15 protein-coding genes are annotated in these 13,839 nt (G+C 56.3%); 8 read left to right on the top strand and 7 right to left on the bottom strand.

What is annotated here, in order from left to right:
* Positions 1-2: 2 nt before the first annotated feature.
* From TR2A62_RS01535 to TR2A62_RS01520, 4 genes are read right to left on the bottom strand one after another with little or no spacing between them, the layout of a single operon-like run.
* Positions 3-827, bottom strand: coding sequence for a sulfite exporter TauE/SafE family protein (locus TR2A62_RS01535; protein ID WP_009157702.1), 825 nt, complete (start codon positions 825-827; stop codon positions 3-5).
* 55 nt (positions 828-882) lie between these two features.
* On the bottom strand, positions 883-1,875 hold the full coding sequence (gene dusA, locus TR2A62_RS01530) for a tRNA dihydrouridine(20/20a) synthase DusA (protein WP_009160588.1): 993 nt from the start codon (positions 1,873-1,875) through the stop codon (positions 883-885).
* A gap of 48 nt (positions 1,876-1,923) precedes the next feature.
* Positions 1,924-3,015, bottom strand: coding sequence for a Gfo/Idh/MocA family protein (locus tag TR2A62_RS01525; RefSeq protein WP_009159710.1), 1,092 nt, complete (start codon positions 3,013-3,015; stop codon positions 1,924-1,926).
* An 11-nt stretch (positions 3,016-3,026) separates the two neighbouring features.
* Positions 3,027-3,722: a GntR family transcriptional regulator gene (locus TR2A62_RS01520; protein WP_009158706.1), complete on the bottom strand. Its 696-nt coding sequence runs from the start codon at positions 3,720-3,722 to the stop codon at positions 3,027-3,029.
* A gap of 102 nt (positions 3,723-3,824) precedes the next feature.
* On the opposite strand from TR2A62_RS01520, the gene TR2A62_RS01515 reads away from it, so the two are divergent.
* The 6 genes from TR2A62_RS01515 to dctP all read left to right on the top strand — a co-directional run bounded on the left by TR2A62_RS01515 (position 3,825) and on the right by dctP (position 9,636).
* Positions 3,825-4,982 (top strand): LLM class flavin-dependent oxidoreductase, encoded by a 1,158-nt coding sequence (locus TR2A62_RS01515; protein WP_009159078.1) that lies wholly within the window; start codon positions 3,825-3,827, stop codon positions 4,980-4,982.
* Entirely contained in the window at positions 4,983-5,879 is an 897-nt protein-coding gene (locus TR2A62_RS01510) for an aldo/keto reductase family oxidoreductase (protein ID WP_009159843.1), read from the top strand.
* The gene (locus tag TR2A62_RS01505; RefSeq protein WP_040820010.1) at positions 5,879-6,370 is read left to right on the top strand and encodes a flavin reductase family protein; all 492 of its coding nucleotides are present in this window, start codon (positions 5,879-5,881) and stop codon (positions 6,368-6,370) included. The genes TR2A62_RS01510 and TR2A62_RS01505 overlap by 1 nt, the downstream gene beginning before the upstream one ends.
* A 76-nt stretch (positions 6,371-6,446) precedes the next feature.
* Positions 6,447-7,043, top strand: a complete 597-nt coding sequence (locus TR2A62_RS01500) for a TRAP transporter small permease (RefSeq protein WP_009159828.1) — start codon at positions 6,447-6,449, stop codon at positions 7,041-7,043.
* Positions 7,043-8,536, top strand: coding sequence for a TRAP transporter large permease (locus TR2A62_RS01495; protein ID WP_009158731.1), 1,494 nt, complete (start codon positions 7,043-7,045; stop codon positions 8,534-8,536). Before TR2A62_RS01500 ends, TR2A62_RS01495 begins: the two co-directional genes overlap by 1 nt.
* Positions 8,537-8,568: 32 nt before the next feature.
* On the top strand, positions 8,569-9,636 hold the full coding sequence (gene dctP / locus TR2A62_RS01490) for a TRAP transporter substrate-binding protein DctP (RefSeq protein WP_009160501.1): 1,068 nt from the start codon (positions 8,569-8,571) through the stop codon (positions 9,634-9,636).
* 212 nt (positions 9,637-9,848) lie between these two features.
* Here the strand turns inward: dctP and TR2A62_RS01485 are convergent, their stop codons facing one another.
* Positions 9,849-10,319, bottom strand: a complete 471-nt coding sequence (locus TR2A62_RS01485; RefSeq protein WP_050761104.1) for a tetratricopeptide repeat protein — start codon at positions 10,317-10,319, stop codon at positions 9,849-9,851.
* 60 nt (positions 10,320-10,379) lie between these two features.
* Between TR2A62_RS01485 and TR2A62_RS01480 the strand changes: the two genes are divergently transcribed.
* Entirely contained in the window at positions 10,380-11,633 is a 1,254-nt protein-coding gene (locus TR2A62_RS01480) for a cytochrome-c peroxidase (RefSeq protein WP_009158157.1), read from the top strand.
* Here TR2A62_RS01480 and TR2A62_RS01475 read toward each other — a convergent pair.
* Positions 11,630-12,859, bottom strand: coding sequence for a glycerate kinase (locus TR2A62_RS01475; RefSeq protein ID WP_009158602.1), 1,230 nt, complete (start codon positions 12,857-12,859; stop codon positions 11,630-11,632). The two genes, TR2A62_RS01480 and TR2A62_RS01475, sit on opposite strands and share 4 nt — an antisense overlap.
* Before the next feature lie 23 nt (positions 12,860-12,882).
* Positions 12,883-13,455 (bottom strand): nitroreductase family protein, encoded by a 573-nt coding sequence (locus TR2A62_RS01470; protein ID WP_009160218.1) that lies wholly within the window; start codon positions 13,453-13,455, stop codon positions 12,883-12,885.
* Between the two features lie 128 nt (positions 13,456-13,583).
* Between TR2A62_RS01470 and TR2A62_RS18905 the strand changes: the two genes are divergently transcribed.
* Positions 13,584-13,839, top strand: a 256-nt coding sequence (locus TR2A62_RS18905) for a hypothetical protein (RefSeq protein ID WP_223296055.1), incomplete at its 3' end; no start/stop codon positions are given.

Raw genomic sequence — 13,839 nt, 5'->3', positions numbered from 1 at the left:
ATTCATCCAAACAGCACTTCGCGTAGCATATTCAGCGCCACGAGAACCAAGAACACACCAAAGGCCCGCTTGAGTGGTTTGGGGTTCATGCGATGCGCAAGCTTAGCCCCGTAAGGTGCTGTTATAATTGTCGTTGATACGATCAGAACAAATGCAAATACATTCACCGCTCCAATAGAAAACGGCGGCGTTTGATCGCTTGGGATATCCAAAAACATAAAGCCGATGACAGACGGAACCGCGATCGTTACGCCAAACCCCGCGGCCGTCGCTACTGCACGGTGGATAGGTACACCAAAGAGCGTCATCATCGGCACGCCGAACGATCCGCCACCGATGCCCATCAACACCGACAACAATCCTGCTGACCCTGACATGGCCCAAACCACCGGCCCTTTTGGCATCGCCTCGCCCAAACGCCACGTGTCGCGGCCCGCCAACATGTAGCAGCCGATGACCAGCGCAAGGATGCCAAAGATCAGCTGCAAGACGCCGCTCTCTAGGGACGATGCGATGGTCACACCGATAGCCGCGCCCACAACGATGCCTGGGGCCCATGTCCGCAAGATGCCCCAGTCGACAGCACCTTTTTTGTTGTGGCTCATAACTGACCTGATCGATGTGACGATGATCGTAGCAAGCGACGTCGCCAGACACATCTGCATCAAGAACGGGCCTTCGTAGCCAAGCACCGAGAACGCATAAAAGAACGCCGGGACAAGAACGATACCACCACCGACCCCCAACAATCCGGCGAGAACGCCTGCGATAGCACCGATCACCAGCAAAAAGCCGACTAGGGGCAACAATAGCGACATCTCAGGCATCTACATTCTCCTTGTGTTGGGACTGTGTTTGACCAAGCGTTGGACGATTAGCAAGTCAGGCCGCGGTTTGGATACGGGCCAATGCGAGGTCCAAAACCTCAATTGGCGCATCGCCCTGCCCTTGTGTGCTCAGCACTTGCCGCCACCCCCGCGCACCCGGTTGGCCAGAGAATAGTCCCAGCATGTGACGCGTGACATGATGCATCCGCCCTCCACCAGCGATGTGATCCGCGATATAGGGCTTCATTCTGTCGACAACTTCAAACGAACTGCGTGTCGTGCCTTGACCCCAAATCATTTGATCCGCATCCGTCAGGATCGCGGCTGGTGTATGATAGGCTGCGCGCCCAATCATCACACCATCAAGCCCTTGGTTTAAATGGATTTTAGCCTCATCAAGCGAGGCGATCCCGCCATTGATGCTGATGTGCAAATCTGGAAATTCCGCCTTCATTTGGTGCACCAGCGGGTAATCAAGCGGCGGAATATCGCGGTTTTCTTTGGGCGACAGACCCTGCAACCACGCCTTGCGCGCATGAATTGTGACGCGCCGCACACCTGCCGCACGGATTTTCGTAAGAAACGTCGGAAGAACCTCGTGTGGGTCCTGATCATCAACGCCAATACGGCATTTCACGGTGATTTCAGCATGCGAGGCCGCAATCATCGCGGAACAAATCTCGGCTACCAGATCCGGTGTGGTCATGTGGATCGCACCAAACGCCCCTGATTGCACCCGATCCGATGGGCACCCGCAATTCAAGTTGACCTCTGGATACCCCTCGTCGGCGCCAATCCGCGCCGCTTGCGCCAATTGCTGCGGGTCCGCACCGCCCAATTGCAGCGCGACAGGTTGTTCGGCTGGGTCAAACGCCAGCAAATGCCGCGCATCCCCCCGAACAATAGCCGGCGCCGTAACCATTTCTGTATAGAGCAGCGCTTGGCTCGAAAATTGCCGGTGGAAGTAACGACAATGCCGATCAGTCCAGTCCATCATGGGTGCAACGGACAGGCGAGCAGATGAATCGAGATCGGTATCGTGCGTCATGCGGGGCGTTTAGACCAATTTCTGGGCCATGTCACATCCCTGAAACGGCTATAGCGTGATTGAGCGGCCTTCGCGTGCCGACTGCTGTGCAGCTAGCCCCATTGCAACCGCACGAGCGCCATCATCAACAGTGACGTCCACCTCGCCTACTCCTTGGACAACTGCGAGAAACCGCTGATGCTGATAGAAGGTCGATCCGTTGTGATCTCCGGCCGCCAGTAGCGTAGGATCTACAGGGATTTCAATGCGTTGCGGCCGCTTGGGGTTGCGAGGGCTATTGATAATATGCGGGACTGGGGCCTCACCCAAATCCTCGGGCCAGAACCGTCCGGGTCCGGGAACAAAGGTTTCGATCTTGCCCTTGGGCCCCACCGCCGAAATCTGTTCTTGGTAGTCAGCCCCTTCCGCAAACATACAAAGTTCGAGCATAGCGCGTGCGCCATTCTCAAAATCGACGATGACATAGCCGTTGTCCCAAATATCAGGAACGGCGCCACCGTAGGTCTCATCGAGGTGGTTCACCGATTGACCGGCACTGGCCATGACGCGCACAGGCTCAGATTTGAGGATCAACCGCATAAGATCAAAGAAATGGCAGCATTTCTCGACCAATGTACCGCCGGTCTGAGCATTAAAACGGTTCCAATCGCCAATTTTTGGCAAGAACGGAAAGCGGTGCTCGCGTATGGTCAGCATCTTAATGCCACCAGTTGCCTCTTCTGCCTGTTCGATCAATGCGGCCACCGGCGGCATATAGCGATATTCCATCGCCACCCAAACGGGCCCATCATAGTCAGTAGCAAACGCTGCAATCGCTGTTGCATCGGCGGGATCCGTATACAGCGGCTTTTCAACCAAGATCGGCAGGGTCCGCAGCGATGCAATCTCTTGAAGCTGACGGACATGCAAAAAGTTCGGGCTGACAATGACCAGAGCATCCAGATCATCTTGCGATAGCATATCAGCGATCGAGGACGTTACGACAGCACCCCCTGCGACCTTGGCTGCGTGCTCTGCCAGTTCAACATCGGGATCAAAGACATACCCAACCTCGGCGGCATCCAAGAGCGCGATATTGTGGATATGTTCGTTGCCCATCATGCCGCAGCCGATCAAACCGTACTTGAACTTTTTCAACATTTTCGTCCTTATCACAGCCTGCTAATGTAGCGAGCCTTGTTATTATCGAACCAAGTGCGCGAATATTCGGCTGGTTCATTGTCTTGGGACCAACTGATCCGCTCGATATAGGGTGTGATGGCACCTTCAAGTGGATCAAAGGCGCCTTGGGTCCAATCCGGCACAGGCTCGGCACCGATCTGGTCCTCGATCCGCGAGATGATGAGCCCGAGGTGTTTCTTGTAATAGAGGTACAACGACTCTGACAAATCCTCTGGCCGCAGCACGTCAGCATAGCTCGCGTCGAGCCATATTTCCTCTAGCGCCACCACATCACCGTCCAAACTGCGCAATCGCCTGATCCGATGCCCGTTTTGTGCGGGACCAAATGCCACCCCGTGCGGCTTGGGCAAATGATCGACACTTAGAACCTGTGCGGTGGGCAAACCGCCGCCCGACAGTTTTTCCAACCTGAGGAAGGCATAGACGCTCGGCACTGTTTTCTTTGTAGAAATGTAGTTCCCCGACCCTTGCCGCCGGACCAATAGACCCTTTTGCGCCAAATCATCCAACGCCTTGCGCAACGTGGTCACTGATGTCCCCAATGTTGCGGCCATCTCGCGTTCTGGCGCGAGGCGCGCGCCATCAGCAAGGTGCCCTGCTGCGATTTCACGGATCAGCATCTCGGCAATCTGCACGTATTTCGGCAGGCTCAAACGATCGGTCATACGTCGCCCTCCCCGCGCCGAATGAAAAATTGATACACCATTGATTTACCTAAAACTGGATGCTACGCAAGTCCTAAGTCAAGACTTTGGGAGGGGGAATCGATGACAGTCGTTCCAGTTACATCTGCTGACCTCGATGCCACCGAAGTCTCGTGGTTCTCGGCGCTATGTTCGGATGACTATGAATTCCTAGGCGTTCCAAATGGCGCCCTGCGCAGCAGTTGGGACCATTGCAGCGACATCCTGAAGACCGCCGAAGATCAGGGTTTCCGGAATATCCTGTGCCCGTCTTCCTATCAGGTCGGCCAAGATACCCTCAGTTTCGTCGCTGGTGGCGCACCGATCACAGATAAAATCAACATGTTGGCTGCGATCCGTTGCGGTGAAATGCAGCCCATCATGCTGGCGCGCACCGTCGCGACGCTGGATCATATGCTCAAGGGGCGCCTGACGCTGAATGTCATCTCGTCCGATTTTCCTGGTGAAGTCGCCGAAAGCAGCTTTCGCTACAAACGCTCGAAAGAGGTCGTCGAAATCCTCAAACAGGCTTGGACCCAAGACGAGATCAACTACCAAGGCGACGTCTACCAGTTCAAGAATGTACCAACAGGGCCGGCCAAGCCATACCAACAAAATGGTGGCCCCCTGCTTTATTTTGGTGGCTATTCGCCCGCAGCTCTCGATTTGTGTGCCCAACATTGCGACGTCTACCTGATGTGGCCAGAACCCGAGGAAAACATCGCCCAACGTATGCGCGACGTTCATGCGCGTGCCGCTGAATATGGGCGCACTCTGGACTACGGGCTGCGTGTCCACATGATCGTGCGCGATACCGAGGCTGAAGCCCGTGAATACGCAGATTATTTGGTGAGCAAGCTGGACGATGAATATGGCCAACTGATCCGCGACCGCGCCCATGACAGCATCTCACTAGGCGTGGCACATCAGGCCAAGGCGCGCGAACTGGCGGATAAATTCGGCTATGTTGAACCAAATCTGTGGACAGGTGTTGGTCGCGCACGGTCGGGATGTGGCGCAGCTCTTGTTGGGTCGACAGATCAGGTTCTTAGCAAAATTGAGGCATACCAAAAGATGGGCATTCGTGCTTTCATCTTTTCGGGGTACCCGCATATCGATGAATGTATTTCCCTTGGTCAGCGCGTCCTACCTCAATTGAAAACCTGTTCGCTGCCGCATGAGTATGGCCGCGTTCCTGCTACAACACCCGCGACCCCATTGGGGACAGGAGACCGCACCTAGATGAACCGTGTATCACTAAACAATGACCTCGATCTGAGCCGCATCATCTATGGCATGTGGCGCTTGGGCGATGACGAAGACACAAGCACAGGCCAAGTTCAGGCCAAAATCGAAGCTTGCCTCGCACAGGGCATCACATCTTTTGATCAAGCTGACATCTATGGCGGCTATGAAGCCGAAGAAATCCTAGGGCATACGCTCAAAAAATCGCCCGCGCTGCGCGACCAGATGGAAATCATCACCAAATGTGACATCGTAGCCCCTGCTGGACGCTATGCAGACAAACGCGTCAAATACTACGACACGTCGCGGGCTCACATCCTTTCGTCTGTCGATACGTCTTTGAAATTGATGAATATTGATCAAATTGACGTCCTGCTTGTGCACCGTCCTGATCCATTCATGGACCACCTTGAGACTGGCGCAGCGCTCGACGAGGTTGTCGCCTCGGGCAAGGTCAAAACCGTTGGTGTCTCGAACTTTAAGCTGCACGATTGGACATTGCTATCATCTGCTATGAAAACCCCGTTGGTGACCAACCAGATCGAGGTTTCGCTGGGCGCCCACGAGGCGTTTACCAATGGCGACGTTGCCTATCTTCAGGAACGTGGGATCGCACCAATGGCATGGTCCCCGCTCGGCGGTGGCAGCCTGATGGGCCGTCCTGCAGACGATCTGCTGCGCGAAACCATGGCGCGCATCGCCCAAGAACAGCAGGTCGATTTCGCCAGCGTTGCCGTTGCATGGATCATGGCGCACCCCGCCAACATCATGCCAGTCATGGGCACAAACAACATCAGCCGCATTCAAAGCCTATCCGAGGCGAACCGCGTCGAGATGGACCGCGAGACATGGTTTGAACTCTATACCGCCGCTCTTGGAAACGAGGTGCCATGATGAACGCGCCAGTTCCCTTTGATCCAGCGACCTACCCTCGCGCATTTCGAGATGCCTTGGGCGCATTCGCAACGGGCGTGACTATTGTGACCTGCAACTCATCAGATGGGCCTGTCGGGATCACTGCAAACAGCTTCGCCAGCGTGTCGTTAGATCCTGCATTAGTGCTGTGGTCTCCCGCAAAATCATCCAAACGCTTTGCAGAATTCAATGCTGCGGATCGGTTTGCAATCCATGTTCTGGGCGCGGATCAGCGCAATTGCTGCGATGGTTTCACACGCGACAAAGGCTCGTTTGGCGATCTCGATTGGTCGACAGATGCCCATGGCACACCATTGATCGAGGGCTGCCTTGCGCGGTTCAACTGTACACGTCACGCAGTCCATGAGGGAGGTGATCACGTGATCATCGTGGGCCACGTGCATGAGGCCGAGAGCCGTTCTGGGGCACCTTTGCTGTTTCATGGAGGGCGCTTTCTCGACCTCACGTAAAACATTAGATTAACGTCCTAGGGCGTTGATCTAAAATTATAAAGGCGGATACGCCAGAACGATAGGGAGGACGACCATGACGGTGCTGTTCGGGGTTCTTTGGCCCTTGCAACGGATCAATGATCTGCTGTTGGCAGTCGGTCGCTGGTTGGCGATTGCGGCCCTTGGCATCATGGTCTGCCTTATCCTGTCACAGATCTTTTTCCGCTACGTGCTCGACAGCCCTTTGAACTGGACCGAGGAAGCCGCGCGGTTTGGCATGCTCTGGATGACAGGCCTCATGGCCCCACTTGCCTACCGAATGGGCGGCTTTGTTGCGATTGATATGGCAGAGCGCGGATTGGACCGGACACTCTCGGCATTGCTTACGATTTTTCTGCTGGCGATCTCGCTCGCGGTCATCATCATTTGCCTAGACAAGGGCATCAACAATCACGTCGATAGCCTGACAGGTCGCGGGAAATCCTCGTCTCTGCGCCTTCCTTTGGATTGGTTCGGCGGCGAGCGGACGAAGTTCCGCAACGCGTGGATGTTTTCCAGCCTCGTTGTTGGCTTTGGACTGATGCTGTTGGTCAACATTGAACTGCTGCTACGCCAGATCATCAAACTCTTCGGCCACGGTCACCGCCTCAAACCGCTCAGAGCTGACGAAGAATTGGTGGGGGCTAGCTGATGTTGATTTGGTTCCTCCCCGTTTTCCTCGTGATCTTGATGATCGGCTTGCCGGTTGTCTTTGCGTTGCTCGCAGCACCGGGTGCCCTGCTCTTGTTGAATGGGCAAGAACGGGACCTCAGCATCCTCTACCGCAACCTCTATAACGGTATCGACAGCTTCCCCTTGATGGCGCTGCCGTTCTTTATGCTGGCTGGCGAGATTATGAACCGTGGCGGCATCACCACCCGTCTGGTTGAGTTCTCTCAGGCGTTTATGGGGCATCTCCGCGGTGGGTTGGCCCACGTAAACATCCTGTCGTCGATTTTGTTCGCAGGCCTTTCAGGCTCTGCGGTTGCTGATACCTCCGCTTTGGGATCGACTTTGATCCCTGCGATGGAAAAGAACGGCTATACCCGCAAATTCGCGGCCGCCATCACTGCTGCTAGCTCGGTCATTGGCCCGATCATCCCGCCATCAGGCATCATGATCATCTACGCCTATGTCATGGGCGAAAGCGTTGCCACACTCTTTCTTGCGGGTATTGTGCCCGGCATCCTCGTGGGCGTTGGCCTGATGGTCATGGTTCGGCTCATGGCGGACCGCTACGACCTGCCCAAAGCTGAACGGATTGTGACCAAGGACCAAACCATCTCGCCGCTTGAAAGCTGGGTCAGCTTTGTCCTGTTGCGGATCAACTTTATGGGTCTGTTCTACGTTGTTGTTCTGCTCGCCAGCAAAATCGCAGGCTTTGAGATGCCAACCGGCACGATGAGCTGGCTGTTGCTAGGCATTCTTTTGACCCTATCGCATGTCTTCCTGGTGTGGATGCGCAAACAGACCAGCGGCGACTTCCGGATTGTCTGCAAAAAGGCCGTAGCACCGCTGCAGACCCCCATCATCATCTTGGGCGGCATCCTGATCGGCGTCATGACCCCGACCGAAGCGTCGACCATGGCTGTGTTCTATGCCCTCTTGGTCAGCTTTTTCATTCTCAAATCGATGACCCTGCGCGATCTGGTCGATGTGCTGTCTCGCTCGGCGTTGGCCTCGGCTGCTGTTTTATTGCTCGTTGGCGCAGCCGTTGCGTTCAAGACCGTGGTTAGCCTGTCTTATGCTCCACAAATCTTGTCCGACTTTATTCTCAGCTTGTCCGAGAACCCGCTGATCCTGCTATTTCTCATCAATACTCTGCTGTTCGTCGTTGGTATGTTTCTGGATGCAGGTCCCGCGATCATCATCCTCGGGCCAATCTTGGGTCCCATCTTTGTCGATCTGGGCGTCCACCCCGTACACTTTGCGATCATCATGAGCGTGAACCTAACCGTGGGGTTGGCCACACCGCCCATGGGGCTTGTGCTCTTTGTCGCCTCGACGGTCTCTGGCGAAAAGGTGGAAACCATCGCCAAAGCCATTATGCCATTCCTTGCAGTGGAAGTGCTCGTGATCTTCTTGATCACTTACTTCCCCTTCATTTCGATGACGGTGCCGCGCCTTACAGGCTTCGTCCAATGACCATCAAAAAAGCAATCCTAGGGAGGTATCCAATGCTTAAAGGTCTTACTAAGGCGGCTCTTGCTGCCACAATGCTGGCCACCAGCAGCTTTGCGGCCTATGCCGCTGGCCACGCGGAATACACGATCCGCGCGACCGCAAACTCGAACGAGAACGACGAAGACTATGACGGTCTCGTTGTGTTCAAAAACTACGTCGAAGCTGCGTCCAACGGCGCGATCGAAGTCGAAATCTTTATGGGCACTCAGCTCTGCGCGAACGGCACAGAGTGCCTTGAGGGCGTAGCCGAAGGCACGATCGACGTCTACATTTCGACCTCTGGCGGTGCGTCCGGCATCTTCCCCTTTGTTCAGGTGCTCGACCTGCCATACCTGATGGCAGACGACCGCGTGGCCGAGGGCGTTTTGACTGGCGACTTTACACGCAAGATGCGTGACATGGGTCTTGAAGCATCTGACGGCACGATCCGTTTGATGACAGTTGGCAACACTGGCGGCTGGCGCAACTTTGCGAACACGCAGCGCCGTGTTCAGTCGCCTGCTGACATGGACGGTCTCAAGATCCGTACCGTTGTTGCTGACCTTCCACAGGAATTGGTCAAGGCATTGGGTGCTGCACCAACGCCAATCCCATGGCCCGAGCTGTTCACATCGTTCCAAACGGGCGTTGTTGACGGGTCCAAGAACGGCATCACCGACATCATGGGCATGAAATTCCCTGACGCCGGTCTGCAGTACGTCACACTCGACGGTCATGCCTACATGGGCGCACTGTGGTGGATGTCGAACGAGAACTTCATGGCAATGCCAGAAGACATGCGTCGCGTTGTTGTAGATGGCTTCAGCCAACTGCAGCAGGCTACGTTCGCGTCGCCCAAGCGTAAGTCGATCCAAGCTTATGCAGATTTCGTTGCAGGTGGCGGTGACCTCTATGTCCCAACACCAGACGAAAAGGCCGCATTCGCCGAGGCGGCAGCCCCGGTTCAGGATTGGTTCCGCGCGAACGTCGACGGTGGCAACGAAGTGCTTGATGCTCTGATTGCATCAGTATCTGAGGTTGAGGCCGATCTGGCCGCTGACCGTGCCGCTGACCTAAACTAAGCGAATTCGCTTAGTCTAAGAGGGGCGCGGCATCGAGCCGCGCCCTTTTACCTTCATGCTCTACGGTACTTTGATTTCGAAATCAGAGACACGTCGCTTTCGCATTTCCGAGGATCAGCCATTGTAACTTTGTTGAATTCGATGCAGCGACAGCATTCTTTGGATCAAGCCCACCTGCGCTCTCTATACATGACGTTGCAGACGAAAACTTACTAGCGGAACGGATAGATCCAGATTTGATAGTCATCAATCAACAACTGCGCCTGATCCAATTCGGCCTTGCTCAACTTTGGTGTGATATCTTCGAGCGAAATTGCCGCATCAGGGTCACCACCGATTGCAGAAAGCGCGTACCATGCATAGGCTCGAACCAGATCAGGTGCGGGCAACCCGCGTCCTGTCTCATAGTACCAACCGATACCAGATTGAGCCCCCGGATGCCCCTTGAGCGACGCCCTGAGATACCAGTCAAACGCACGGATGTCGTCGCGCTCGACACCGAGGCCCAGCGCGTACATCACGCCGATCAACTCTTCGGCTTCGGCGTTGCCGGATCGCGCGGCGGGCCACAATGCGGCACGCGCCTCTTCAAAACGCCCCTCTTCCATCATGTCTCGCGCTTCTTCCAGTTCGGCGACCGCAACACCGGCACCCGACACGGCCAAAAAGCACGGCAAAACCATGGATTTAAGAAACTGGCTCATGCGGCTCTCCTCGGGTTGATCTGTGGGGCGACACCCAGTGTGGCGCAACCGATCCAACCGGATGATTTCCTGCCTTTCGACCCAATGCAAGCCGAGATCGGCCAGTTGTTGTTTTATGACAAAATCCTGTCGGGCAATCGCAATATTTCCTGTGGCACCTGTCACCATCACGACCTTGGCGGTGGGGACGGTCTAAGCCTCGGAATTGGCGAAGGCGGTGTCGGGCTCGGCCCTGATCGTACGATTGGCACGGGTGACGCGATGATACGCAAACGGATCCCACGCAACGCCCCTGCCCTGTGGAACCTTGGACACCGCGAGATCGATGTGTTGTTCCATGACGGACGGCTAGAACACAGCAACGTCTATGGAAATGAATTCAATTCTCCTGCTCAGGAATGGCTGCCAACGGGGTTCAACAGTATTCTGGCGGCCCAAGCGGTGTTTCCTCTGACTGCACAGTTTGAAATGGCTGGAAACCCGCGCGAAAACGAAATCGCAGGCGCCGTACATGATCGCATTGATGCCGCGTGGCCGATCCTTGCCAAACGTGTCCGCGTGATCCCCAAATATGGCGACCTCTTTGTCGCGGCCTTTGATCACATCGACAGTTCAGATCAGGTGACCATTGTCGAAATTGCAAATGCGTTGGGCGCGTTTATCGGAACGGAATGGCAAAACCACGACAGTCCATATGACACCTACCTCGCCACTCGGACCCCATTGGACCCTGCCGCCGAACGCGGTCGTCAGTTGTTTTTCGGAGAGGCGAATTGCGCCGGTTGCCACAGCGGCCCTTTGATGTCGGACCAAGAGTTTCACGCCATCGGCCTGCCCCACATTGGCCCCGGTCGAACACGTCAGTTCGACCCGGTCGTGCGTGATGTCGGCCGTATGGGCGAAAGCGATGATTTGGCAGACGCCTACCGTTTTCGAACCCCTATGTTGCGCAATGTAGCGTTGACCGCGCCCTATGGTCACAACGGAACCTATCCGACACTCGAGGGCATCGTGCGTCATCACCTGAACCCTGTCGCAATGCGCGCGGATTGGAGCCGCGACATGGCACGACTGCCCCGTGCAGATCACATCGCGCTGATTGACTTTATTGCGGACCAAGACACCCGAGAAATCGCCCGCCAAGAGGCCGCAATAGCCATTGCGCCTGTTGCCTTGGATGATGCCAGCGTCTTGGACCTCGTGGCATTTTTGAATGCTCTCACTGGGGTCACCGCCGAGACGCGCCCCTTGGGTCGCCCCGACACTGTGCCCAGCGGATTGTCGGTCGACTAGGTTCGGATCAAGACGCCCAGATCCGCGACATTGGTCCCAGTGCCACCTGTCATCACAAGCGCATCCGCCGCTTTGAGCGCAGGATATGCATCGTTATTGTCCAACATCTCTTGGGGGTTGATCCCAGCGGCCCTTATCCGGTCCAGCGTTTGATCATTCACGATGCCGCCTGCGGCGTTAGTTGGTCCATCACGTCCATCGGTGCCAGCCTGCAGATATGTCCACGGAGCTGTCCAACCCTCAGCTTCCGCCAAGAGCGCAACGCGCAACGCCAAATCTTGGTTCCGTCCACCCCGCCCCGTACCGGTCAGCTGAACAGTCGTTTCGCCCCCCAATAGATGCGTGCCCAACGCCAGCTTCGCCACTGCCAATGCTGCGTCGGTGACGTCGCCAATCAATGGTTTGGTGACGACCTGCGCATCCGCGTCAATCGCGGCCATCGCCGTCACGCTGATCGGATTCGAGCCAATCAATCTGTTATCGCAATCCACGGGTGCTGGCGCCTCACCATCCGCACTCAAACGTATCTGCACAGCCTCTGGGACTGTTTCCCACAAATCATAGCGTCGCAGCAGTGCTATGGCCTCGTCTCGGGTGCCCAATGGGTCTGTTGTGGGTCCACTTGCAATCGCTCGCAGATCATCACCGATGACATCAGACAGGATCAACGCCGTGACCGGTGACGGGGCCGCCAACTGCACAAAACCACCACCTTTGAGTTGCGATAGCTGCTGGCGCACAAGGTTCATTTCTTCGATCGGTGCACCTGACGCCAGCAGCCCTGCGTTGACGGCCTGCTTGTCCTCAAGCGTCAAAGCCCCTGCGGGCGCAGGCAGCAGCGCAGACCCACCTCCTGAAATCAGGGCTAGAACTCGGGTTTCAGCAGGCAAACCTCTCAACGCCGAAATAACCGCCTGACCGGCTGCTAGGCCCGCCGCGTCGGGTACGGGATGCGCGCTGGCGTGCACCTCGGCCCCCGTCAACGGCTTTGCATTTTCGGGGTTCGTCACCACGATCATCCGCGTGATGTCAGGCACAATTTTTTGGGCTGCACGTGCCATCGCATGTGCCGCTTTGCCAAAGGCGATAACCAGCGTCGGAGATCCGTCCAAAGGCGCATCTTTCAATGCATCCGAAACCGCAGCATAGGGGTCGGCGGCCGCAACACCCGCCTCAAAGAATCGCATTGCGCGGGCAGCCTGTTTGGCCAAGACAGCATCATTCATACCAAAACCTCGTCATAGGGGCGTCAGGTCCGTGGCGACATTTCACCCGTTGCCGCGCCGAACCGCAACACTTGGATCAACCGGCGGTCACTTGGGATACCCAGCATAGTGCAGAGTTCGCCCCGTGCTTCCGGAACATCAGACAATGCCGCCATTGGCCAACCAGCCAGTCCCAACGACGTGGCCTCGAGCCACATGCGCAGGTAGGCCCGACCAGACGCTACGGGGCTTTCACCCTTGGGGCGATGAAACGCCACAATCATCGGGGCCGAATTCGTCTTGTCCACCTCGGCCGTCAATCCCGCAGTCAGGCCGCACAGGTCCAACAGCAGCCAAAGCGGCCCGAGAGCCAAGCTTGCAGCACGCGCCTCGAACCCGCTCATCCACAGATTGGCCCCTGTCATACCATCGACCGCGGCACCTGTTCCCAACCGCATCAACGATAACAGCTCTCGGCGAAACCCGCGATCGCGCATGATGTCTAAACTGACCCGATCGTTCAGTGCGGCAATATGCGCAACTGTTGGGCGACCCAGCACAATATTGGTATCTGTTCGCGTCCAACCAACGAGCGTCGGCGCCCATCCGTTCAGCATCGCCAGAGAACACACCGTAGTTCAGTGCGCCCGACGCGAGCGTTTTGGATGCTACATCCCGCAATTCTTGGCTCAACCTGTCGAGAGCGTCCCGCTCCATCCATCGGCCGGGGCGTTCGTAAATGTGAATGTCAAAATCGCGCCGCGACGTGATTGCCAAATCCATATACGGACGGGTCAATGTCGACAGTATCGGCTTGAACATTGGCGTCTGGCCTCCTCAGACCAAACTAGACAGCCCCGCGGCTATTGCCAAGGCACGGGAAACCAGACCTTGTCACAACGCCTGCATTGCCAAGGAAAGAATGCCTTACCGCGCCCATGCGATCCAAGGGCGCCGGATGCCGAAGCCCGAATACCAATTGGGGGTGTGGGGGCAGCGCC

The organism is Thalassobium sp. R2A62 (assembly GCF_000161835.1).
In the GTDB taxonomy this organism is placed as follows: domain Bacteria; phylum Pseudomonadota; class Alphaproteobacteria; order Rhodobacterales; family Rhodobacteraceae; genus Thalassobium.
Note: the sequence above shows the minus strand (reverse complement) of the source record. Positions and strands in the feature narration are given on the sequence as shown.

Bases quoted from the DNA above. Each gene is read 5' to 3' on its own strand.
- TR2A62_RS01535 (WP_009157702.1), bottom strand. From the start codon at position 827: ATGCCTGAGATGTCGCTATTGTTGCCCCTAGTCGGCTTTTTGCTGGTG.
- dusA (WP_009160588.1), bottom strand. From the start codon at position 1,875: ATGACGCACGATACCGATCTCGATTCATCTGCTCGCCTGTCCGTTGCA.
- TR2A62_RS01525 (WP_009159710.1), bottom strand. From the start codon at position 3,015: ATGTTGAAAAAGTTCAAGTACGGTTTGATCGGCTGCGGCATGATGGGC.
- TR2A62_RS01520 (WP_009158706.1), bottom strand. From the start codon at position 3,722: ATGACCGATCGTTTGAGCCTGCCGAAATACGTGCAGATTGCCGAGATG.
- TR2A62_RS01515 (WP_009159078.1), top strand. From the start codon at position 3,825: ATGACAGTCGTTCCAGTTACATCTGCTGACCTCGATGCCACCGAAGTC.
- TR2A62_RS01510 (WP_009159843.1), top strand. From the start codon at position 4,983: ATGAACCGTGTATCACTAAACAATGACCTCGATCTGAGCCGCATCATC.
- TR2A62_RS01505 (WP_040820010.1), top strand. From the start codon at position 5,879: ATGAACGCGCCAGTTCCCTTTGATCCAGCGACCTACCCTCGCGCATTT.
- TR2A62_RS01500 (WP_009159828.1), top strand. From the start codon at position 6,447: ATGACGGTGCTGTTCGGGGTTCTTTGGCCCTTGCAACGGATCAATGAT.
- TR2A62_RS01495 (WP_009158731.1), top strand. From the start codon at position 7,043: ATGTTGATTTGGTTCCTCCCCGTTTTCCTCGTGATCTTGATGATCGGC.
- dctP (WP_009160501.1), top strand. From the start codon at position 8,569: ATGCTTAAAGGTCTTACTAAGGCGGCTCTTGCTGCCACAATGCTGGCC.
- TR2A62_RS01485 (WP_050761104.1), bottom strand. From the start codon at position 10,319: ATGGTTTTGCCGTGCTTTTTGGCCGTGTCGGGTGCCGGTGTTGCGGTC.
- TR2A62_RS01475 (WP_009158602.1), bottom strand. From the start codon at position 12,859: ATGAATGATGCTGTCTTGGCCAAACAGGCTGCCCGCGCAATGCGATTC.
- TR2A62_RS01470 (WP_009160218.1), bottom strand. From the start codon at position 13,455: ATGCTGAACGGATGGGCGCCGACGCTCGTTGGTTGGACGCGAACAGAT.